The 20,181-nt window shown below is 69.8% G+C and carries 20 protein-coding genes; 6 read left to right on the forward strand and 14 right to left on the reverse strand.

The window, feature by feature from the left end:
• Positions 1 to 286, forward strand: a 286-nt coding sequence (locus INE98_RS00045) for a DUF1501 domain-containing protein (protein ID WP_293535668.1), incomplete at its 5' end; no start/stop codon positions are given.
• A gap of 4 nt (positions 287 to 290) precedes the next feature.
• Here INE98_RS00045 and INE98_RS00050 read toward each other — a convergent pair.
• The 12 genes from INE98_RS00050 to INE98_RS00105 all read right to left on the reverse strand — a co-directional run bounded on the left by INE98_RS00050 (position 291) and on the right by INE98_RS00105 (position 11,450).
• A complete protein-coding gene (locus tag INE98_RS00050; protein WP_293535669.1) occupies positions 291 to 1,400 on the reverse strand; it encodes a phosphatidylinositol-specific phospholipase C1-like protein in 1,110 nt (369 codons plus the stop codon).
• 59 nt (positions 1,401 to 1,459) lie between these two features.
• The gene (locus INE98_RS00055) at positions 1,460 to 2,677 is read right to left on the reverse strand and encodes an FAD-dependent oxidoreductase (protein WP_293535670.1); all 1,218 of its coding nucleotides are present in this window, start codon (positions 2,675 to 2,677) and stop codon (positions 1,460 to 1,462) included.
• Positions 2,678 to 3,169 (reverse strand): Dps family protein, encoded by a 492-nt coding sequence (locus tag INE98_RS00060; protein WP_293518632.1) that lies wholly within the window; start codon positions 3,167 to 3,169, stop codon positions 2,678 to 2,680. It abuts the gene before it with no gap.
• A gap of 93 nt (positions 3,170 to 3,262) precedes the next feature.
• The gene (locus INE98_RS00065; RefSeq protein WP_293535671.1) at positions 3,263 to 4,021 is read right to left on the reverse strand and encodes a class I SAM-dependent methyltransferase; all 759 of its coding nucleotides are present in this window, start codon (positions 4,019 to 4,021) and stop codon (positions 3,263 to 3,265) included.
• A 4-nt stretch (positions 4,022 to 4,025) separates the two neighbouring features.
• Positions 4,026 to 4,706: a nitroreductase family protein gene (locus INE98_RS00070; RefSeq protein ID WP_293535672.1), complete on the reverse strand. Its 681-nt coding sequence runs from the start codon at positions 4,704 to 4,706 to the stop codon at positions 4,026 to 4,028.
• Between the two features lie 30 nt (positions 4,707 to 4,736).
• On the reverse strand, positions 4,737 to 5,897 hold the full coding sequence (locus tag INE98_RS00075; protein WP_293535673.1) for an alpha/beta hydrolase: 1,161 nt from the start codon (positions 5,895 to 5,897) through the stop codon (positions 4,737 to 4,739).
• Positions 5,894 to 6,598 carry a VOC family protein gene (locus INE98_RS00080; RefSeq protein ID WP_293518640.1) on the reverse strand — a complete coding sequence of 235 codons (705 nt, stop codon included), beginning with the start codon at positions 6,596 to 6,598 and terminating at the stop codon, positions 5,894 to 5,896. The genes INE98_RS00075 and INE98_RS00080 overlap by 4 nt, the downstream gene beginning before the upstream one ends.
• Before the next feature lie 24 nt (positions 6,599 to 6,622).
• The gene (locus INE98_RS00085) at positions 6,623 to 7,876 is read right to left on the reverse strand and encodes an acyl-CoA dehydrogenase family protein (RefSeq protein WP_293535674.1); all 1,254 of its coding nucleotides are present in this window, start codon (positions 7,874 to 7,876) and stop codon (positions 6,623 to 6,625) included.
• A gap of 11 nt (positions 7,877 to 7,887) precedes the next feature.
• Entirely contained in the window at positions 7,888 to 9,021 is a 1,134-nt protein-coding gene (locus tag INE98_RS00090; RefSeq protein ID WP_293535675.1) for an acyl-CoA dehydrogenase family protein, read from the reverse strand.
• Positions 9,022 to 9,110: 89 nt separating this feature from the next.
• The gene (locus INE98_RS00095; RefSeq protein ID WP_293535676.1) at positions 9,111 to 9,728 is read right to left on the reverse strand and encodes a 5'-methylthioadenosine/S-adenosylhomocysteine nucleosidase; all 618 of its coding nucleotides are present in this window, start codon (positions 9,726 to 9,728) and stop codon (positions 9,111 to 9,113) included.
• Between the two features lie 64 nt (positions 9,729 to 9,792).
• Positions 9,793 to 9,927 carry a DUF2256 domain-containing protein gene (locus INE98_RS00100; RefSeq protein ID WP_293514923.1) on the reverse strand — a complete coding sequence of 45 codons (135 nt, stop codon included), beginning with the start codon at positions 9,925 to 9,927 and terminating at the stop codon, positions 9,793 to 9,795.
• Complete coding sequence (locus INE98_RS00105) at positions 9,924 to 11,450, reverse strand: cryptochrome/photolyase family protein (RefSeq protein ID WP_293535677.1); 1,527 nt, start codon at positions 11,448 to 11,450, stop codon at positions 9,924 to 9,926. Before INE98_RS00105 ends, INE98_RS00100 begins: the two co-directional genes overlap by 4 nt.
• A 165-nt stretch (positions 11,451 to 11,615) precedes the next feature.
• On the opposite strand from INE98_RS00105, the gene INE98_RS00110 reads away from it, so the two are divergent.
• Complete coding sequence (locus INE98_RS00110) at positions 11,616 to 14,045, forward strand: TonB-dependent receptor (RefSeq protein WP_293535678.1); 2,430 nt, start codon at positions 11,616 to 11,618, stop codon at positions 14,043 to 14,045.
• A gap of 10 nt (positions 14,046 to 14,055) precedes the next feature.
• On the opposite strand, the gene INE98_RS00115 is transcribed toward INE98_RS00110, so the two are convergent.
• Positions 14,056 to 14,772 carry an SDR family NAD(P)-dependent oxidoreductase gene (locus INE98_RS00115; protein WP_293535679.1) on the reverse strand — a complete coding sequence of 239 codons (717 nt, stop codon included), beginning with the start codon at positions 14,770 to 14,772 and terminating at the stop codon, positions 14,056 to 14,058.
• A gap of 67 nt (positions 14,773 to 14,839) precedes the next feature.
• Here INE98_RS00115 and INE98_RS00120 point away from each other — a divergent pair, with 67 nt between their 5' ends.
• Both INE98_RS00120 and INE98_RS00125 read left to right on the forward strand, forming a co-directional pair.
• A complete protein-coding gene (locus INE98_RS00120; protein ID WP_293535684.1) occupies positions 14,840 to 15,274 on the forward strand; it encodes an Rrf2 family transcriptional regulator in 435 nt (144 codons plus the stop codon).
• Between the two features lie 77 nt (positions 15,275 to 15,351).
• Positions 15,352 to 16,128, forward strand: a complete 777-nt coding sequence (locus INE98_RS00125) for a sulfite exporter TauE/SafE family protein (RefSeq protein ID WP_293535680.1) — start codon at positions 15,352 to 15,354, stop codon at positions 16,126 to 16,128.
• On the opposite strand, the gene yghU is transcribed toward INE98_RS00125, so the two are convergent.
• Positions 16,125 to 16,976: a glutathione-dependent disulfide-bond oxidoreductase gene (gene yghU / locus INE98_RS00130; protein ID WP_293535681.1), complete on the reverse strand. Its 852-nt coding sequence runs from the start codon at positions 16,974 to 16,976 to the stop codon at positions 16,125 to 16,127. The two genes, INE98_RS00125 and yghU, sit on opposite strands and share 4 nt — an antisense overlap.
• A 128-nt stretch (positions 16,977 to 17,104) precedes the next feature.
• Between yghU and INE98_RS00135 the strand changes: the two genes are divergently transcribed.
• Together INE98_RS00135 and INE98_RS00140 are read left to right on the forward strand one after the other, a co-directional pair.
• Positions 17,105 to 18,103 carry an SDR family NAD(P)-dependent oxidoreductase gene (locus tag INE98_RS00135; RefSeq protein WP_293535682.1) on the forward strand — a complete coding sequence of 333 codons (999 nt, stop codon included), beginning with the start codon at positions 17,105 to 17,107 and terminating at the stop codon, positions 18,101 to 18,103.
• Between the two features lie 88 nt (positions 18,104 to 18,191).
• The gene (locus INE98_RS00140) at positions 18,192 to 20,009 is read left to right on the forward strand and encodes an NAD(P)/FAD-dependent oxidoreductase (RefSeq protein WP_293535683.1); all 1,818 of its coding nucleotides are present in this window, start codon (positions 18,192 to 18,194) and stop codon (positions 20,007 to 20,009) included.
• Positions 20,010 to 20,181: the final 172 nt, after the last annotated feature.

A 20,181-nucleotide genomic window follows, 5' to 3' on the forward strand; every position in this document is an offset into this window, starting at 1 on the left:
CACGACGAACGGGGACGGCACCGACCACGCCTGGGGCGGCCATCACCTCATCATGGGCGGCGCTGTGAAGGGACGCGACATGTACGGCCAGTTTCCCACGGTCGGCGTCGACCAGTCCGGCTTCGTCAATCCGGACATGAGCGGCAACACCATGGTGCCGACCACGTCGGTCCACCAGTTCGCCTCGACCTTCGGCCGGTGGTTCGGCCTCTCCGACGCCCAGCTGCTGACACTGCTTCCCTACCTCACCAACTTCTCGAACCGGAACCTCGGCTTCATGATCTGAAGCCTCAGGGCGCAGGCCGGGCCGGATCCGGCACGGGCGCGCGCCGAGCGATTCCGCCGCCCGGCAGGGTGACCACGAAGTCGCTGAGCCTCAGGTCTGGGGTCATGTAGTCCGTGGAGATGTACTGCGCGCCCGAGGCGAAGGCGGCGGCCGGGCGGCCGCGATCTCCGGTCCGGGCCTCGACCGTGTCCGCGTCGGCCCGGGTGCGGACCACCATCCCTCTTCCCAGCGCCTCCACGATGCGGAGCGCATCCCTGGCCGGCTCGTTCAGGGTCACATAGGCCGCATAGGGCGCATCCAAGCGATCCGTGTTCACGAAGGCGGCGCGTCCCTCCAGCGAGGGCCTGTCACGCGCGTAGAGCGCCACCTTCTTCGGCCCCTCATCGACCGCGAAGAACACCTTGCCCCGGGCGGACCCGATCGACGGCCACCCGCCCCGGCGAACGGCCTCGGCCAGGGTGGCCTGGCCGGCGCGAACCTGGTCCGGGGTGATCAGGCGCGAGGCCCCGAAGACGGCGCGGATCTCCGCATCCACCTCGTCCATGCCCGCGGCGTCGAAGGGCAGGAGGGGCGTGGCTCCTGGAACGGCGATCTGCTCGTCCTTGAGGTTCATCATGATCAGGAGGGGCAGGTGATCCGGGTTCCTGTCGGACCAGGCGCGCACCTCCTCCAGGCAGGCCCGGAAGGTCGGGCAGACGCTGCGGTAGTCGATGTCCGGGACGTGCATGACCTTCAGGCCCGGCGACGCCATCGGTCCGGCGTCGTAGTCACCGCCGCCGGCCATGCGCAGGCCCAGAGGTCGGGTCCAGCGACCGCCTTCGGGATCGCGCACCAGGTCCAGCTCCAGCTGCCGGGCGCCGGCGTCCAGCTGGGCGGTCAGGGTGGGATGACTGTAGTCCAGGCTGTCCGCCGTCCTCGGGCTCGCCGCCCGCAGCAGCTTCATCTCGGCCGGAGCGATGGGCTCCTTGTAGCTGTTGTGGGTGCCCACAACCTGCAGGGCCGTCATGGGCAGGGCGTCCACGGCGGCCCGCAGACAGCCCGGTTCCCCTGAGGGCCGTTCCAGGTCGCATCCGGTCGCCGCGACGGCGGCGGCGGCGAGCAGGGCGGTGATCATGGGGCGACTCCTCTGTCCTGGCGATCAGCCTGCCAAAGGTGTGTGACGGGTTGAAGTGCTCACGCGACGGGGCGCGTTCCCGCCGCCAGGGCGTCGTAACGGTAAAGCCCGTCCATCGTCGAGCCCATGCCGAGGCCCGCCCCCATCACGAGGTTACGTGCCCAGCTGAAGGGCGGGCGCAGGTGGTAGATCGTGGCGTTCCGGCGCGATGCCGCCTGGATGCCGGCGGTCCTCGGACGGCGAAGGGCCTCGTAGCGGGCCAGGGCGACGGGAATGGCGGCGCGTCCGCACCCCGCCAGGCAGGCGGCCAGGACGGCGGCGTCCTCGATGGCCATGCAGGCGCCCTGGGCCATGAAGGGCAGGGTGGGGTGGCAGGCGTCGCCCAGAAGCGTCGCCGCCCCCCGGCTCCACCCGGGCAGGGGATCGCGGTCGAACAGGGCCCAGCGGAAGCAGGCGTCCTCGGGCGCAGCCTCGACGATCCGTCGCACGGTCGGGTGCCAGCCGAAGAAGTCCCGGCGCAGGTCTGCGGCCTCGCCCCGGCTCGACCAGGACTCCTCGCGCCAGTCGTCCGCCTCGACCACGCCGACGAAGTTCACCAGGGTCCCGCCTCGCACATAGTAGTGCACGAAATGGGCGCCGGGGCCCATCCAGAGGGCGGCGACGGGCCGGAGGTCCGCGCCTTCCAGCCGGTCGGCGGGGACCAGCCCCCGCCAGGCGACATTGCCGGTGAAGCGCGGAGCGGCGGGGCCGAACAGGGCCTCGCGCACGACGCTGCGCAGGCCGTCCGCCCCGACCAGCACATCCGCCCCGATCTGCTCGCCCGAAGCCAGGACCAGGGACGGGGTCCCGTCCCCGGCGCAGGCGGCCACCGTCTCGCCCAGGCGAAGGGTGATCTGCGGCTCGGCCTGGCAGGCCTGTTCCAGCACGGAGACGAGGTCCGCCCGGTGCATGTGGAAGTAGGGAAAGCCGTACCTTCGCCGCGCCGTCTCGCCGAGGGGCGCCCGGCTGATCTCCTGCCCCCGTCGCCAGCCCCGGGCCTCGACGGCTTCGGGGCGGAAGGCCAGGGCGGACAACTCCGCCTCCAGGCCCAGGGAAAACAGGACCCGCGTGGCGTTGGGCGAGACCTGCAGCCCCGCCCCCACCTCGCCCAGGGCCGGCGCCTGCTCGACCACCGTGACGGATAAGCCCCTCCGGGCCAGGGCCAGGGCCGCCGTCAGCCCACCGACACCCCCGCCGACAACCAGGGCGGTCAGGGAGGCGTCGGGCTTGGATCTCACCTAGGCTTCCAGCAGGCTGCGCAGCATCCAGGCGGTCTTCTCGTGGACATTGATGCGCTGGGTCAGCATGTCCGCCGTCGGCTGGTCCCGGGCGGCGTTGACCACCGGGAAGAGGTTGCGGGCCGTGCGGGCCGTGGCCTCCTGCGCGACCACCAGTTGCCGGACCATCTCGTTGGCGTCCGGCACGCCCTCAGGCTCACGGATCGAGGTCAACCGCGCGAACTCGGCATAGGTGCCCGGCGACGGAAAACCCAGGGCGCGGATGCGCTCGGCGATGACGTCGATGGCGTTCCACTGCTCGGTGTACTGGCCCATGAACATGGCGTGCAGGCTGTTGAATTGCGGTCCCGTCACGTTCCAGTGGAAGTTGTGGGTCATCAGGTACAGCGTGTAGCTGTCCGCCAGCAGGGCCGAGAGGCCCTCCGCAATCCTGTGACGCTCGGCCTCGGGTATGCCGATATCGATGGGCGGGGGCGAAAGAACTGCAGACATTGCGGTGTCTCCGGGTCAGGTCGGCTCGTTGTCTGGAGTTGGGGGATGAAGCGGTCCGTGTCAAATCCGGCGGAACCCCCTGGGCCCCCCGGGTCACCCTCGACGCGACGTCAGCACCAGCCAGTGCATGACCTCAGGGCGCCATTCGCAGACCATCAGCCATCGCTCGAAGGACGAGAGTTTCGCAAGCATGGGGAAGGCTGAGGGATCGCGGGGACCTTCCCGCACCAGGGCGATGTCGTGGGTCCCGGCGAATCGTCCCTTCAGGGTCTCAGTCAGGTTCCGGTCCGTGAAATCGTGGCACTCGACGATCAGGTCGCAGTGCGCCAGAGGTTCCGCCGCCTCCAGGAGGGTGGTCTCGTAGCCCTCGCAGTCCACCACCAGCAGAGGCGAGGACGCCGTCCCGACCAGGGCGCGAAGGTCAGCCGCCTGGCAGAGACCGCGGACCTCGAAGGGCCCCGCAACGCCATTGGTCCGGGCTGACCCCCGGCAGATCTCCTGCGCCTTCTCGTCGATGTCGAAGGCCACAACCCTTGCCCCCTGCGCCCGGCGGGCCAGACCCACGGCGTAGTATCCCTCCGCGCAGCCGACATTGACGATCAGGTCCGGCTTGCGGGCCAGACCCGCCTCCACCGCAGCGTGAAGTTCGGCCTCGTAGACCCCAAGCAGCTTGGCGGAGGCGTCGCCGTCGCTCCAGCTGGCTTCGGTCGGCAGGATCATGTCCTTGAAGGGCCCGCTGAGCACCTTGCCCCCGCTCGCCCGCGCGAGCTGGGCAGTGAGATCGGCGAGGCGCGTCCGCGCCGACAGGGTGGAAATCTGCCTGAGGGCGCGGGGATAGTCCGGCGGCTGCATGCCCCTACTCCCCCTCGAAGCCGATGAAGACCGCCGCCTCGGCCACCGACTTGCGGTTCGAGACCACGGCGTTGGCGGGGAAGCTGTCGTCGGGCCAGCCCATGGCGATGCAGATCATGATGACCTGGTCGTCGGGGATGCGGGCGTGCTCGCGCACCACCGGGGACTGCATGATGCCCTGGCTGTTGATCACGCAGCCCAGTCCCCGGGACCAGGCGGCGTTGACCAGGCAGTTCGTCACCGCGCCGCAGTCGAAGGGGCCGATGTCGCCGCCGTGGATCGAGCGGTCATAGGTGACCACGATGGAGACCGGAGCGTCGAACTGGCGGAAGCCCCGCAGCACCCAGTCCTGCCGCTTGGCCTTGTCCTCGCGCGCGATGTCCATGGCCGCGAAGAGCTGCTTGGCGATCTCGATCTGCCGTTCCCTGTGCGCCCCATCGTAGGCGCCGTGGCTGCGGAACTCGCGGGAGTCCGGCACGCCGGCCAGGTTGCGCTCGGTATTGCCCTTGCGGATGGCGTCGAGCACGGGGCCGGCGACCACGTAGAAGTTCCAGGGCTGGGTGTTCAGCGAGGAGGGCGCACGCATGGCCAGCTCCAGCACCTCGCGGATCACGGCCTTCGGCACGGGCTCCGGCTTGAAGCCGCGGATGCTGCGCCGGCCCTTGATCACCTCGTCGAACTGCATGTCGTCCTCTTCCCTCGGCCGCGCGGGCCGTCAGATCCTGAAACCGTGGTCTTCGAGCCAGGTCTTCACCAGACCGACGGCCTGGGCGCCGAGTTCCGGCTGGTCCTGGTAGTAGTGCGTCGCGCCGGCGATCTCGTGGAAGCGCCGGTCCCCGGGGGCGACGGCCTCGTAAAGCCGCCGGGCGTGGCTGGGGGTGCAGGCGTCGTCGGCGCTGTTGTTGATCACCAGGACGGGGGCCTTCACCCGGGCCAGGCAGGCCGGGGCGTCGGCGCGGGCGTCGTCCAGGCTCCATTGGGACAGCCAGCTGCGAAGGGTCGAGAAGCGGGCGAGGCCGATGGGGCTCATGTTCACGATGCGCGGGTCGCCCAGATAGCAGACGCCGGGCGCCCGGTCGTTGGGGTCCACCGCCGGGTCCAGCCAGCGCGGGTCCGCCATGGTGCCGTGGACCACAAAGCCGAACTCCTCGTCCGGTCGGCCGGTGCGCCGCAGGTGCTCCAGCCTCGCCTTCACCCAGGCGGTGATGCGCCGGTTGCGCGCCTCCTGGGCGGCCCGGTAGCGGGCCAGGAAGGCCTCGGAATAGGGCGGCTTCACCCGCTCTCCGTAGAGGTCCAGGTCCGGATCCCGCTTCTCGGGGTCGGCCTCGTCCAGGATGGAGGCGTCCAGCCACTCGGTCAGCGTGCCGTGGCGTGAGACATGGGCGGCCATCAGGATGATCCCGTCCGCCGGGACCAGCCGTGCGTCGACGAGGGACAGGGGATCTCCCGCCGGGGTGTGGGTGAGGGAGGGCTGCTCGGCCTCGGCCTGGTAGAAGGCCGACAGGGCCCCGCCGCCGCTCCAGCCCAGCAGGATGACGTGGGCGTAGCCCAGCTTCTCCCGGGCGTGGCGCACCGCCGCCCCCAGGTCGAGGGCCACCTTTTCCATGATCAGGGCGTTGTCGACGCCCCGGTAGCGGCTGTCGGCGGCGAGGATGTGCACGCCGGCTTCGGCGAAGAGGCGCATGACCGGCAGGCCGCCCGTCCCGCCGATGGGGTGCATGGTGACCAGAACCGTGTCGGAGGGCGTCTCCGGGCGGATCAGGGTGGCCCCCGTCGCCACCAGTCCCACTGCGCCGCCATAGGTGTCCTTGAAGGCGGAGGGATCGCGCGAGACGATGGTGATCGGCGTCCGGGTGACGGCCGGGCGTGGGCTCATTCCGCCGGATCCGCCGCCACCTTCCGCACCGGCGGTTCGTTGTAGGAGGCCCGGGCCATGTAGACCTCGTCGGGCATCTCCAGGAGCTTCTCGTAGACCGGTGGCGGGTACTTCAAGTGGGGCTTGGCCGGATCAAAGGCTGGCTGCGGGGTCTCGGGCCTGGCGCCTGGCCCGGCCGGCGGGTTGCGGAAGGCGGCCAGCTCCTCGGCGGAGATGCCGGCCAGGGCCACCACCTCGGGATCGATCCACTCGTCCGGGTCGGGCGGGCTGAGCGAGGTGGAGATCTCCAGGTTCAGTCCCTCCGGACCGGCGAAGTAGATGGACTGGCAGAAGCCGTGGTCCACCGGCCCGAAGACCGGTACCCCGTTCTGGCGGATGCGATTGCGGAAGGCGACGAGGTCCTCCATCGACTCCACGTTGAAGGCCACGTGCTGCATGGTTCCCGGCGCGGAGGGCCCGCCGCCGTGGGCCGCGTGGCTGGAGCCCAGCTCGCTCTTGCCCTTGGCGTTGTCGGGCATGGCAACGAAGGCCACCGAGGCGTTGTCATCGAGCTCGAGGAAGCCGTGCCAGGCGCCCGGCACCCCGTGCATCCAGAACAGGGCTGTGAGCCGCATGCCCAGCACCTCGCTGAAGAAGGCGATCTGCGCCTTCATGTCGGCGGTGCTGAAGGCCAGGTGGTGAAGTCCTCGAAGCCTGGGCATGGGGCGTCTCCTGTCGGGCCGGGCCTATTTCCGTCCGCTGGTGGGAATGTCGCGGAACGGAACGTCCTTGTCGACGCGGATATCGCCCGGCAGGCCCAGGACCCGCTCACCGATGATGTTGCGCAGGATCTCGTCCGAGCCGCCCTCGATCCGCGTGGCAGGCGAGCGCATGAGGATCTGCTGGAACCGTGCGTTCATGGGCGAGGACTCGTCCTGGACCACGCCGGCCTGTCCCTGCAGGTCGAGGGCGAACATGGCCAGCTCCTGCATGGTGGCGCCGGCCACCAGCTTGCCGATGGAGTTTTCCGGTCCGGGGGTTTCTCCCTTGGAGAGGGCGGTGATGGCCCGCATGCCTGTGTACTTCAGCCCGCTCTGCTTCACGGCGAACTGGGCCAGGCGCGAGCGGACGGCGGAATCGTCCACCGCCGGCCGACCATCGACCTCGGCCTCGAGACAGAACTCGAACAGTTCTGGGAACCCCGTCGACATGCCCGAGCCGATGGACAGGCGCTCGTTCATCAGGGTGGTCAGGGAGACCTCCCAGCCCTGGCCGACGGCGCCCAGGCGCTGGTCGTCCGGGATGCGCACGTCGGTGAAGTAGACCTCGTTGAAGCCCGACTGGCCGTTGGCCTGCTTGATCGGGCGGACCTCGACCCCGGGGGTCGACATGCTCAGGAAGAACATGGTCAGGCCCTTGTGCTTGGGCGCATCGGGGTTGGTCCGGGTGATCAGCAGGCCCCACTGCGAGTGCTGGGCGCCGCTGGTCCAGATCTTCTGGCCGTTGATGATCCAGTCGCCCGAGCCGTCATCGGCCTTCACCGCGCTGGTGCGCAGGCCGGCCAGGTCGGAGCCGCCGGCGGGTTCGGAGAAGAGCTGGCACCAGATCTCCTCGCCCGAGGCGAGGGGCGGCAGGAGGCGGCGCTTGTGGTCCTCGGAGGCCCAGGCCATCACGGTGGGGCCGCACATGCCGTGGCCGATGATGAAGGGGCTGGAGAGGGAGCCGTAGACACCTTCCTCCTGGCCCCAGATCACCCGCTCGATCGGGCTCCGGGCGCCCCCGCCGTATTCCTTCGGCCAGTTCAGGCAGGCCCAGCCCGCCTCGGCCTTCTTCTTCTGCCAGGCCTTGCTCGCCGCCATCGGGTCTTCGCTCTCGATGCCGCTGGAGGCGAAGCCGGCGCGCTTCAGCTCGGCCTCGAGGTGGGTGGGGGCGTTCGCCTGGATCCAGGCGCGGGCCTCGGCGCGGAAGGCGGCTTCTTCGGGCGTGTCGTCGAAATCCATGGGGGACTCCTTCAGGCGGCTTGGGTGTTGGCGCCCTGCAGGCGCGTGATGAGCATGTCTTCCCAGGTCGAGAGCGACCCGAGGGCGAGGGCCAGCGCATTGGAGCGCCGGTAGAAGAGGTGGCAGTCAAAGGCCCAGGTGAAGCCCATGCCGCCGTGCACCTGGATGTTGTTCTTGGCGCAGTGCTGGAAGGCCTGGGTGGCCGAGACCCGCGCCGTGGCGGCGGCCACAGGCAGCTCGGAGCTGCCCGAGGCCAGGGCCCAGGCGCCGTAGTAGCCGTTCGACCGGGCCAGGGTGGCCGAGACGTACATGTCCGCCAGCATGTGCTTGATGGCCTGGAAGGAGCCGATCTGGCGGCCGAAGGCCATGCGGTCCAGGGCGTAGTCCCGGGCCATGGACAGGGCGCGGTCCGCGCCGCCCACCTGCTCGAAGGCCATCAGGATGGCGGCCCGGTCCATGACCTGGCTGGCGATGGCCCAGCCCTCGCCCTCGCCGCCGAGCCGCTCGGCCGGGGCGCCCTCGAAGGCCAGGCGCGCCTGGCTGCGGGTGGGGTCGATGGAGGCCAGGGTCTCGCGGGTCACGCCGGGGCCGTTCAGTTCGACCAGGAAGAGGCTGATGGCCTGCTCGCCCCGGCCGGCGCCCGAGCGCGCGGCGACGATGGCGAGGTCGGCGATGTCGCCGTCGGCCACGGGGGACTTGGCGCCGGAGAGCCGGCCGTCGCGGACGGCGGCGGCGACCTTGTCCGGGGTCATCCGGCCCTGGCCCTCGACGAAGGCGAAGGTCCCCACGGCTTCGCCGCTGGCCAGCCGGGGCAGCCAGGCCTTCTTCTGCGCCTCGGACCCGGCCTGCAGCAGGAACTCGGCGGCCAGATAGATGGACGAGGCGACGGGGACAGGCGCCAGGGCCCGGCCCAGCTCCTCGGCGGCGAGGCACAGCTCCAGGTGCGACAGGCCGACGCCGCCATAGGCCTCGGGGATGGCCACGCCCAGGACGCCCATCTCGGCCAGGCCCCGGTAGAGGTCGCGGGCGAAGGGCTCGCCGCCCTCAAGCCCGCTCCGGACCACCGCCGGGGTGCACTTCTCGGACAGGAACCGGCGGATCTGGTCCTGCAGCTGCTTCTGGTCGTCAGAGAAATCGAGGTTCATGCGTCGTCCGTCCCATGCGCTCCCCGCTGGCGGGGGAATTGACGGCCATTTCGAGGGGCTGACCCTACGCCAGTCAAGGGGCTGGGCCCTCAGTTCGCCGCCGCCGCCAGGATGCGGTCCACGACCGCCGCCAGTTTCTCGTCGATGATGTGGAGGTAGGCCTGCCAGTCATCCATGTGGTTGAGATCCGCAGCGCCATCGGACACGCCGCGCAAGCCCGCCAGGGGCACGCCATGGGTCATGCAGGCGCGGGCGACGGCGAAGGTCTCCATGTCCACCATGTCGGCGTCGATGGCGTCGTAGGCGGCTCCGGAGATCACCGCCCCGCCGGTGGACAGGCGCACGGCGGGCAGGTCGGGCAGCAGGACCTGCAGGGGAAGTTCGCGCGGCAGGTCGAGATAGGGGGTCAGGCCCGCCGGGATGCCGAGGGGCGAGGCGTCGATGTCGCGGTAGCTCACGCTGGCCACCTGGTAGATTCCAGTCTGCTCCAGGCTCCGCGAGCCGGCCGACCCCAGGCAGACCGCGAGGTCCGGCGTCTCTCCCCGGGCCTCGAGGCGCGCCAGCGCAGCGCCCGCTGAGAGCCCCGCCTCCACCGGACCCACGCCCGTCATCAGGGGCGTGAAGCGGGCGCGAAGGGCCGGGCCGTATTCGGGCGGTGCGGCCATGATGAAGAGGATGCGGCGATTGCCGGCGCGAACGAGTTCCATCGGCCCATCCTGCCCCGGATCGACGCCGGCGTCAGCCCGGGGGCGTGGAAAAGGCCGGAAGTCCTCAGGCCCGCCGGCAACGCTCCGAGCAGTACTTCACCTCATCCCAGACCTTCTCCCACTTCTTGCGCCAGGCGAAGGGGCGGCCGCAGACCGGGCAGGTCTTGGTCGGAAGGTCCGCCTTGCGCCTGGCCTTCACAGGCCCAGTTCCGCCAGGCAGGCGGCGGCGTCGGCGCGCAGCTCGCGCCGGCGGTCCTCGCCCATGCGCTCCAGGGTCCGGACGGACTGGGCCATCCGCGGGTTGCCGGCGAACCGCGCCGCGTGGCGGTCGATGAAGTCCCAGTAGAGCCGGTTGAAGGGACAGGCGCCCGTCCCGCTCCGCGCCTTCACGTCGTAGGCGCATCCGCCGCAATAGTCGGACATCCTGTGGATGTAGGACCCGCTGGCGGCATAGGGCTTGGAGCCCAGGAGGCCGCCGTCGGCGTACTGGCTCATGCCCAGGGTGTTGGGCGCCTCCACCCATTCGAAGGCGTCGGCATAGGCGCCCAGGTACCACTCGTGCACCGCGTGGGGGTCCACCCCGGCCAGCAGGGCGAAGTTGCCCGTCACCATCAGCCTCTGGATGTGGTGGGCGTAGGCGAGGTCGAGGGTCTGGTCGATGGCGGCCTTCAGGCAGGCCATGTCCGTCCGGCCCGTCCAGAAGAAGTCGGGCAGGGGCCGGCGCGCCTCCAGGGCGTTGCGGAAGACATAGGCCGGTCCCTCCCGCCAGTAGACGCCCCGCACGTATTCCCGCCAGCCGATCACCTGCCGGATGAAGCCCTCGGCGGCGTTCAGCGGGACGCGCCCCGCCCGCCAGGCCGCCTCCACTGCCCGGCAGACTTCCAGGGGCGAGAGGAGACCGATGTTCAGGTAGGGCGAGAGCACCGCATGGTGCAGGTAGGGCGAGGCCGCCAGCATGCCGTCCTGGTCGTCGCCGAAGCCGGGCAGGGTGGTCTCGACGAAATGGGCCAGGCTCGCCAGGGCCTGCTCCCGGGTGACGGCGAAGCGAAAGTCCTCCAGGCCGCCGAAACCGTCCGGAAAGCGCCTCGCCACCATCTCCAGGACCTCCCGGGTCACGGCGTCAGGATCGTGCCTCAGGGGCTCCGGCAGGAAGAGACCGCCAGCGGGCGGGGCCCGGTTTTCGGCGTCGAAGTTCCAGCGTCCGCCGGCGGGCGCCTCGCCGTCCATCAACAGGCCGGTGCGACGGCGCATCTCGCGGTAGAAGAACTCCATCCGCAGGGCCTTGCGGCCCTCGGCCCAAGCCTCGAAATCGGCGTGGGAGGCGAGGAACCGGTCGTCCTCGATCACGGTCACCGGAACACCCAGGGCGGCGGCCCAGCCGTCGGCCTCCAGCTTCAGTCTCCATTCCCCCGGCTCCGTCAGAAAGACCGCCGAGGCGCCATGCCGGCGCACCGCCCGCTCCAGCTCGCCGCCCAGGGTCCCGGTATTGCCCTCATCGTCCAGCGCCACATAGTCGACCCGCCACCCCGCCGCCCTCAGGCGGGCCGCGAAATGGCGCATGGCCGCAAGGACCAGGACGATCTTCTTGCGGTGGTGCCGGACATAGGTCGCCTCACCCATCACCTCGGCCATCAGAACCACGGTGCGCGAGGGATCGCGCCCCTGCAGGGAGGAAAGGGAGTCGGTGAGCTGGTCCCCCAGGATCAGGACGAGGTCGGTCATGCGGCGACTATGCCATGAACTGACCGATGGGGAATCCGGTGACGCCCTTCGAGCTCTCATCACCTTTTAGAGAATCTGAACCTAAATCCACATAATACCTAGTTGTAAGATAGGATATTAAGTCCGAAGGAGCAGCCCTCATCATCTCGCGTTCTGGGGGTTTCCGTGCGCAATCTTCTTCTTGGCGGCGTCGCCGCAGTGGTCCTGGGGGTTCTGGTCGGGGCTCCGGAGGCTTGCGCCGCTTCTGCCCTGGAGGCCTTGGATTCGGTTTCGGAGGAGGCCTCTTCGGCCTTGGAAGAGGTGATCGTCACTGCGCGTCGGCGGTCGGAGGCGGCCCAGGACATCCCGGTGGCGGTCTCCGTCCTGACCGCCGCCCGGATCGAGGATGCCGGCGTCTTCACGGTAGGTCGGCTCCAGCAGCTGGCGCCAAGCTTCCAGTATTTCTCGTCCAATCCCCGGAACACGACCGTCAACATTCGGGGTCTCGGCGTGCCCTTCGGCCTGACCAGCGACGGCTTCGAGCAGGGGGTCGGCGTCTATGTGGACGATGTCTATTTCGCCCGGGCGGCGGCGGCGACCTTCGACTTCCTCGATGTCGCCCAGGTGGAGGTCCTGCGCGGTCCGCAGGGAACCCTCTATGGCAAGAACACCACAGCCGGCGCCATCAACATCACGACGGAGTCGCCGACCTTCGCCTTCGAGGCCAAGGGGGAAGTCACCCTTGGCGATCTGGAGTTCCGGCAGGTGAAGGCGGCGGTCTCGGGACCCCTGACCGAGACCGTCGCGGGGCGTCTCGCCCTGTCCTCCACCGCCCGGCGCGGGACAATCTGGAACGTCAGGACGCAGACCTGGGTCAACAGCCAGGACAATCTGGGACTTCGCGGCCAGCTCCTGTTCCGCCCGATGGCCGACCTCGATGTCCTCCTCGCCGCGGACTCCAGCGCCCAGGACCCTGAGTGCTGCGCCCAGATCTTCGTCCGGACCGGCGCCACCCAGCGCCCCCTGGCGCGCCAGTACGCCGCCCTGGCCGCCGCCCAGGGATACGCCGTTCCCAGCACCAACGCCTTCGACCGGATCACCGACGTCGACGCCGGACTGAGAGCCGGCAACATCATCGGCGGGGCCTCGGCGCGGGTGAAGTGGGATGTCGGGCCCGGAACCCTGACCTCGGTCACCGCCTGGCGCTTCTGGGACTGGAAGCCTGAAAACGACCGCGACTTCATCGGCCTTTCCATCGTCCGCAGGTCTCAGAATCCCTCGCAGCAGGACCAGTACCAGCAGGAGATCCGCTATGACGGCTCCAGCGGCCCCTTCGACTTTGTCGGCGGACTCTTCGCCTTCCACCAGCGGATCGACACCCAGGGCACGGAGGAACAGGGCGCCAACGCCAGCCGGTGGACCCTGACCGGCGCCCTGGCCGCCAACCCGGCGGTCCTGGACGGCCTTGTCGCCCGCAACACCCAGTGGCTGACCAACACCAGCGCCGCCCTGTTCGGCCAGGTCAGCTGGAAGGTGAACGACTCCCTGACCCTTCAGCCCGGCCTTCGGATCAATTACGACGAGAAGGAGGGCTACTACCTCCGACGGGTCTTCGATGGGCAGGGCGCTCCGGTGCTGTTCGGCCAGACCGATCCGGTCAAGGTCGCCCAGCGCAACGTCTACGCGCCGCAGCTCAGCGCGCCGTCCTTCAGCGACTGGAATCTCAGTTACGACCTCACCGCCAGCTATCGGTTCACTGGCGACATCCTCGGCTACGCCACCTACGCCAAGGCCTTCAAGACCGGCGGAATCAACCAGAACGGCCTACCCGCAGATCCGGCAGGCAATCCCATCCTCGCGGCCGGGACCATCCGGCCCGAGGATGTGAACCACCTGGAGGCCGGACTGAAGACCCGGATCCCCGCCTTCGCCGGGATCCTCAATCTCGCCCTGTACCGAACGGATATCCGGGACTACCAGGCCACCGTCACCAACGGGCAGTTCGGGGTCCTGCGCGGCTTTCTCGCCAACGCCGGACGGGTGCGCAGCCAGGGCCTCGAGATCGACGCATCAGTCGCGCCGACGGAGTTCTTCAGCGCCTATGTCAACGCCGCCTGGACCGACGCCAAGTATGTCCGCTTCGTCGATGCGCCCTGCCCGCCGGAGCTGTCCGGCGGAACCACGGCGGCGCCCGGACAGTCGCCCAGCGCCCCGGGAACGCCTGGCGGCGTCAGCCCGGCGAACTGCGACATCTCCGGATCCCGGCTGCCCGGCGTCTCGGAATGGTCCTTCACCTACGGCGCCGAGGTTCAACGTCCGGTCACGCTGCTGGACCGTGAGGGCGAGGCCTATCTGGGCGTTGACGGGTCCTGGAGATCGGACTTCTCGTCAAACGCCTCGCCATCGGCCTACACGAACGTCAAGGCTTACGGCGTCCTGGGTCTGCGCGCCGGTTTCCGGGCCCGGGAAGGGCTGGAGCTCTTCGCCTGGGTTCGAAACGCCCTGGACGCGGAATACTACGAGTTCCTGGCCGTCGGACCGGGAAACACCGGCCTCATCGCCGGCCAGCCCGGCGATCCCCGCACTGTAGGCTTGACCCTGCGCCTGTCCCGCTGAGCCGGCGCCCCTACCAGGGCACGGTCCGGCCCTCGGCGTCGAAGAAGCCTCCGTTGGCGCCGGCGGGTAGGGCGTCCAGCACGGCCAGGAGCTTGCCCGCCGCCGTCTCCGGGCTCTGGGCTTTGGAGTCGTCGCCGACGAAGGGCGCGGAGAGGGCCGTGGCCACTGTGCCGGGATGCAGGGCCACGCAGAGGGTCTCGGGGTTGCGCCGGGCCAACTCGATCGCGGCGGTGCGGACCAGCTGGTTGAGGGCCGCCTTGGAGGCGCGGTAGGCGTACCAACCTCCCAGTCGGTTGTCGCCGATGCTGCCCACCCGCGCCGAGAGGGCGGCGAAGACGCAGCGGCCCCTCCTCGGCAGGCGTGGCAGGACGTGCTTCATCACCAGGGCGGGCCCGGTGGCGTTGATCGCGAAGGCCTCGGCCAGGGCGGCCGGGTCAATCCGCGAGAGGCTCTTCTCCGGGGCCATTCCGGGGCCGTGCAGGACGCCGGCGGCGTGGATCACCAGCCTCAGGTCGCCGGTCGACGCGGCGTATGCGACGGCTGCAGCCACGGAGGCCTCGTCGTGGAGGTCCAGGGGCGGGTCGCTGCTTCGCCCCAGGCCGATCACCCGGTCGTAGCGCCTGGAGGCCTCAAGGGCGTGGACCAGGGCGGCGCCGATCCCTCCGCCGGCGCCGATGACCAGGGCGATGCCGCCGAAGGTTTCCGAATGCTGTTCAGGGTTGGGCACGTCCGGGTCTCCGATGGGGGCGCTGACGGATGTGGACGCCGCCCCTCCCGCCCGCAATACTCCCTTCATGTTGTCCCGGCGATCCCGTTACGCCCTGCGCGCTCTCATCCACCTCGCCCAGAGGGAGGCGGCCGGGCCCGCCTCCATCGCCGAGATCGCGCGCCTGGCCTCGGCGCCCAGAAAGTTCCTGGAAGCCATCCTCCTGGACCTCAAGCGACACAACCTCCTCATCTCCAGCCGGGGCAGGTCCGGGGGTTATCAGCTGGCGGCGCCGCCGGAGGCGATCAGCTTCGCCGACGTCATACGGGCCCTGGACGGTCCCCTCGCCCTGGCGCCCTGCGCCTCGAAGACGGCCTACCGTCCTTGCGAGGCCTGCCCGGACGTGGCGAGCTGCCCGGTGCATCCCGCCCTGGTCGCCGCCCGCGAGGCCGTGGCTGACGTCCTCGAGGGCTGGACCCTGGCTCGCGCGGCTCGCGAGTCCCCGCCCTTTCAGATTTCCTGATCCGGTCCGGAAATTAAATCTATCGCAGCTCTAGGAATTATCGGGCATGGCCCTTCCCCTCGGAAGGAGTCCCGTCCTTGGAAGAGTTCCTGTTGTTCGCCCTGGTGGGCTTCCTGGCCCAGGCGGTCGATGGGGCCCTGGGCATGGCCTACGGCGTGGTTTCCTCCACGGTCCTGCTAAGCGTCGGCGTGCCTCCGGCTGCGGCCTCCGCCAGCGTCCATGCCGCCGAGGTCTTCACCACCGCCGCCTCGGCCGGATCCCACGCCTGGCACCGCAATGTGAACTGGAAGCTGTTTGCACCCCTCGCGATCGGCGGGTGTATCGGCGGGGCCCTCGGCGCCTTTGTCCTGACCTCGATCGACGGGTCGATCCTGAAGCCCTGGATCACCGGCTACCTGGCCTTGATGGGCGGAGTGATCCTTTGGCGCGCCATCCAAGGCCCGGCGCCGCGGCTCTTCCCCGTGAAGTACAGCGGTCCCCTCGGATTCTTCGGCGGCCTGTTCGACGCCATTGGCGGCGGCGGTTGGGGCCCCACGGTGGCCACCGCCATGGTGGGCGCCGGCGGCGATCCGCGGACGAGCATCGGCACCACCAACACCGCCGAGTTCGTCGTGACCTCCACGATCTCGGCGACCTTCCTCGTGACCCTGCTGACCGGTCACTGGGCTGATGCAGGGGACCTGACGAGCCACGCCACGGCGGTGGCGGGCCTGGTCGCCGGAGGCCTTGTCTCCGCGCCCCTGGCGGGCCTGATGGTCAAGCTGGCTCCCCAGCGGATTCTGACGGGCGCGGTGGGAATCCTCGTCACCACCCTCGCCGCCTACCAGGCCGCCCGCCTCGCCGGCTGGGTCTAGAGGACCAGCTTGTCGAAGTCGCTGGCGTCGTGGCGTTCCAGCAGCTGGCTCTCGGGCTTGCCGAAGGGGCGGTTGACGGCGCGGCCGCGCTTCACCGCCGGCCGGGCGGCGATGGCGTCGGCCCAGCGATTGACGTTCACGTACTCGTGCACCTGCAGGAACTCGCCGCCGCCATAGAGTTCGCCCTTGGCCATGGCGCCGTACCAGGGCCAGATGGCCATGTCGGCGATGGTGAAGTCTGGCCCGGCGATGAACTCGCTTTCGCCCAGGCGGCGGTCCAGCACGTCCAGCTGGCGCTTCACCTCCATGGCGAAGCGGTCGATGGCGTATTCGATCTTGAACGGGGCGTAGGCGTAGAAGTGGCCGAAGCCGCCGCCCAGGTAGGGCGCGCTGCCCATCTGCCAGAACAGCCAGGACAGGCACTCGGCCCGCGCGCCGGGCTCGGAGGGCAGGAAGGCGCCGAACTTCTCGGCCAGGTGCACCAGGATGGCGCCGGACTCGAATACCCGGATCGGCTTCGGCCCGCTGCGGTCGAGAAGGGCCGGGATCTTCGAATTCGGATTGATGTCGACGAAGCCGCTGGAGAACTGGTCGCCCTCGTTGATGCGGATCAGCCAGGCGTCGTATTCGGCGCCGGAATGGCCCAGGGCCAGCAACTCCTCCAGCATCACTGTCACCTTCACGCCGTTGGGCGTGCCCAGGGAGTAGAGCTGCATCGGGTGGCGGCCCACCGGCAGATCCTTGTCATGGGTCGGGCCGGCGATGGGCCGGTTGATGTTGGCGAACCGGCCGCCGTTCTCCCGGTTCCAGGTCCAGATCTTCGGCGGGACGTACTCGGCGTCGGACATTCGTCGGCTCCTTTGTCGGGCGCGGACGCCCCTGTTTTCAGAATACCTGTCCGTCCGGGTTTCCCAACGGGATTTTGCACCGTCGCCAAGGGCCCCTATCTGCGATCCACAGACCCCGGAGGAAGCCCATGTCCCGATCCATACGCCCCAGCCGTCGCGCCCTGCTCGCGGCCGCCCCGCTCGCCGCCGCCGCCGCTCCCGCCCTCGCCGTCGAAGCCGTCCCCGCCGGCGCCCTGAAGGGGCGCACAGTGCTGATCACGGGCTCGAGCTCGGGTTTCGGCCGCCTCACGGCCCTGCACCTGGCGGGCCTCGGGGCCCACGTGATCGCCTCCATGCGCAACCTGCAGGGCGGTCGGCGCCCTGAAGCCGTCTCGCTGAAATCCGAGGCCGGCGGCCTCCCGGGTCGGCTCGACCTGGTCGAGATCGACGTCACCCGCCCGGAGCAGGTCGCGTCCGGCGTCGCCGAGGCCGAGCGTCTGGCCGGCGGCGGCCTGGATGTCCTGGTCTCCAACGCCGGCATCGGACTTTCCGGTCCCCTGGAGCTGCATGACGAGGCGGCGATGGAGGTGGAGTTCCAGACCAACCTGCTGGGCGGCCTGCGCATGGCCCGCGCCGTCCTGCCGGGCATGCGGGCCCGCCGCGCGGGTCTCATCCTCCCGGTCTCCTCCCAGCTCGGGCGCATCGTCCTGCCCAACATGGGCGGCTACTGCTCGGGCAAGTGGGGGCTGGAAGCCGCCTTCGAGGCCATGGCCTACGAGCTCGCGCCCCTTGGCGTCGAGGTCACCATCGTCCAGCCTGGCGGCTATCCGACCCGGATCTGGGAGACCGGCTCGCGGGCTGTCGAGGCGATGATCGCCCGCAATGAGCCGGAAAGAGTCCAGGCCTATGCCCAGCACATCGCCATGACCCGGGCGTCGATGAGCGCCCCGCGACGGTCCGACCCGATGGATGTCGCCCGGGCCATCGCCGCCCTCATCGCCCTGCCCGCGGGGGACCGTCCCCTGCGCCGGCCGGTCGCTCCGGACACGACCGTGACCACGGCGGTCAATCAGGCCATGTCCGACATCCAGGACAGGGTGCTCTCCCGCGGCCCCTACGCGGCCTGGCGGGCCGCGGTGAAGGGCTGAGGCGCGCTTTCCGGTTGCCTCCTGCGGCGGCGGCGCCAAACTCCGCCGCCAAGAGGAAACCCCAGGTCCGGTCAGGAGTAAGACCCCCATGACGCCCGCCGATGACGCCGCCCCCGTCCGCCCCCTCGACAAGGAGGCCCTGAAGGCCAGGTACCGGGCCGAGCGGGACAAGCGCCTGCGCGCCGACGGCAACGACCAGTACATCCGGGTCGCCGGGGTCTTCGCCGGCTATCTCGATGATCCCTACACGCCCTTCCAGCCGCGGGAGCCCAAGACCGATCACGTGGAGTTCGCCTTCATCGGCGGCGGCTTCGCCGGCCTGGTCGCCGGCGCCCGCCTGGTGGAGGCCGGGATCACCGACGTGCGCATCATCGAGAAGGGCGGCGACTTCGGCGGCACCTGGTACTGGAACCGCTATCCCGGCGCCCAGTGCGACACCGCCTCGATGATCTACATGCCCCTCCTGGAGGAGACGGGTCACATCCCGCGGGAGAAGTACGCCCACGCCCCCGAGATCCTCGAGCAGTGCCAGCGCATCGGCCGCAAGTACAACCTCTACGACAACGCCCTCTTCCACACCGAGGTGAAGGACCTCACCTGGGACGAGGCGAACGACGTCTGGATCATCACCACCAACCGGGACGACCGCTTCACCGCCCGTTTCCTGGGCTCCGGCACCGGCCCCCTGCACGTGCCCAAGCTGCCGGGCATTCCGGGCATCGAGAGCTTCCGTGGCCATTCCTTCCACACCAGCCGCTGGGACTACGACTACACCGGCGGCGATCCCTTGGGCGCGCCCCTTTCGAAGCTGGGCGACAAGCGGGTGGCCATCATCGGCACGGGCGCCACGGCGGTGCAGTGCGTCCCGCACCTTGCCCGGGCCTGCAAGGAACTCATGGTCTTCCAGCGCACCCCGTCCTCGGTGGACGTCCGCGCCAACGCCCCCATCGACCCGGAGTGGTTCGCCTCCATCGCCACCCCCGGCTGGCAGCAGCGCTGGCTGGAGAACTTCACCGACAACCAGGCCGGCGGCGGCGCCGAGGAAGACCTGGTCCAGGACGGCTGGACCGACCTGTCCCGCCGCATCCGCGAGAAGATGAAGACCATCCCGAGGGAGCAGATGAGCCCCCAGGCCATGCTGGCGGCCTTCGAGGATTCCGACTTCGAGAAGATGGAGGAGATCCGCGCCCGGGTGGATTCCATCGTCGGCGACCGGCAGACCGCCCAGAACCTCAAGGCCTGGTATCGCCAGCTCTGCAAGCGGCCGTGCTTCCATGACGCCTACCTGCAGGCCTTCAACGAGCCCTCCACCCGGCTGATCGACACCGATGGCAAGGGCGTGGAGCGCATCACCGAGACCGGCGTGGTCGTGGGGGGCGTCGAGTATGCCGTCGACTGCATCATCTACGCCTCGGGCTTCGAGGTGGGCACCGACTACACCCGGCGCACCGGCTTCGACCTCACGGGCGTTGGCGGGCTTAAGCTCTCGGAAGCCTGGAGCGACGGCATGCGGTCCCTGCACGGCCTGCATGTCCGGGGCTTCCCGAACGCCTTCTTCGTCCAGCCGACACAAGGGGCGAACCTGATCTCCAACGTGCCCCACAACCTGACGGACTCCGGCCGGACCATCGCCACCATCGTGGCGGAGGCGAAGCGGCGAGGCGCCACCCGGGTCGAGGTCACCCAGGAGGCCCAGGACGCCTGGGTCGCCCTGCTGCTCACCGGTCCGGGGCGGATGATGATGGGCTCGGCCGACTGCACCCCCGGCTACTACAACAACGAGGGCCAGCCCCTGGGGCCGGGCGCGAAGTACAATGTGGGCTATCCGGCCGGGGCCAGCGCCTTCTTCCGCTACATCGACGGCTGGCGGAAGTCCGGCAAGTTCGAGGGGCTGGAGTTCGCCTGAAGCGGCACCAGCCCGTCCCCGTTCCCGCCCGTTCCCGGAGTTCGTGATGCGCCTCTTCGCCGTCCTCGCCTTCGTCGCCGCCCTGGCCAGTCCACCCGCAGGCTGACCCTGCTCCCGCCTGCAAGGAGGCTCCCATGACCGACGCCGCCCAAGCCGTCCGCGACTTCATTGA

The sequence above is a fragment of the Phenylobacterium sp. genome, assembly GCF_020253645.1.
Lineage (GTDB): Bacteria > Pseudomonadota > Alphaproteobacteria > Caulobacterales > Caulobacteraceae > Phenylobacterium.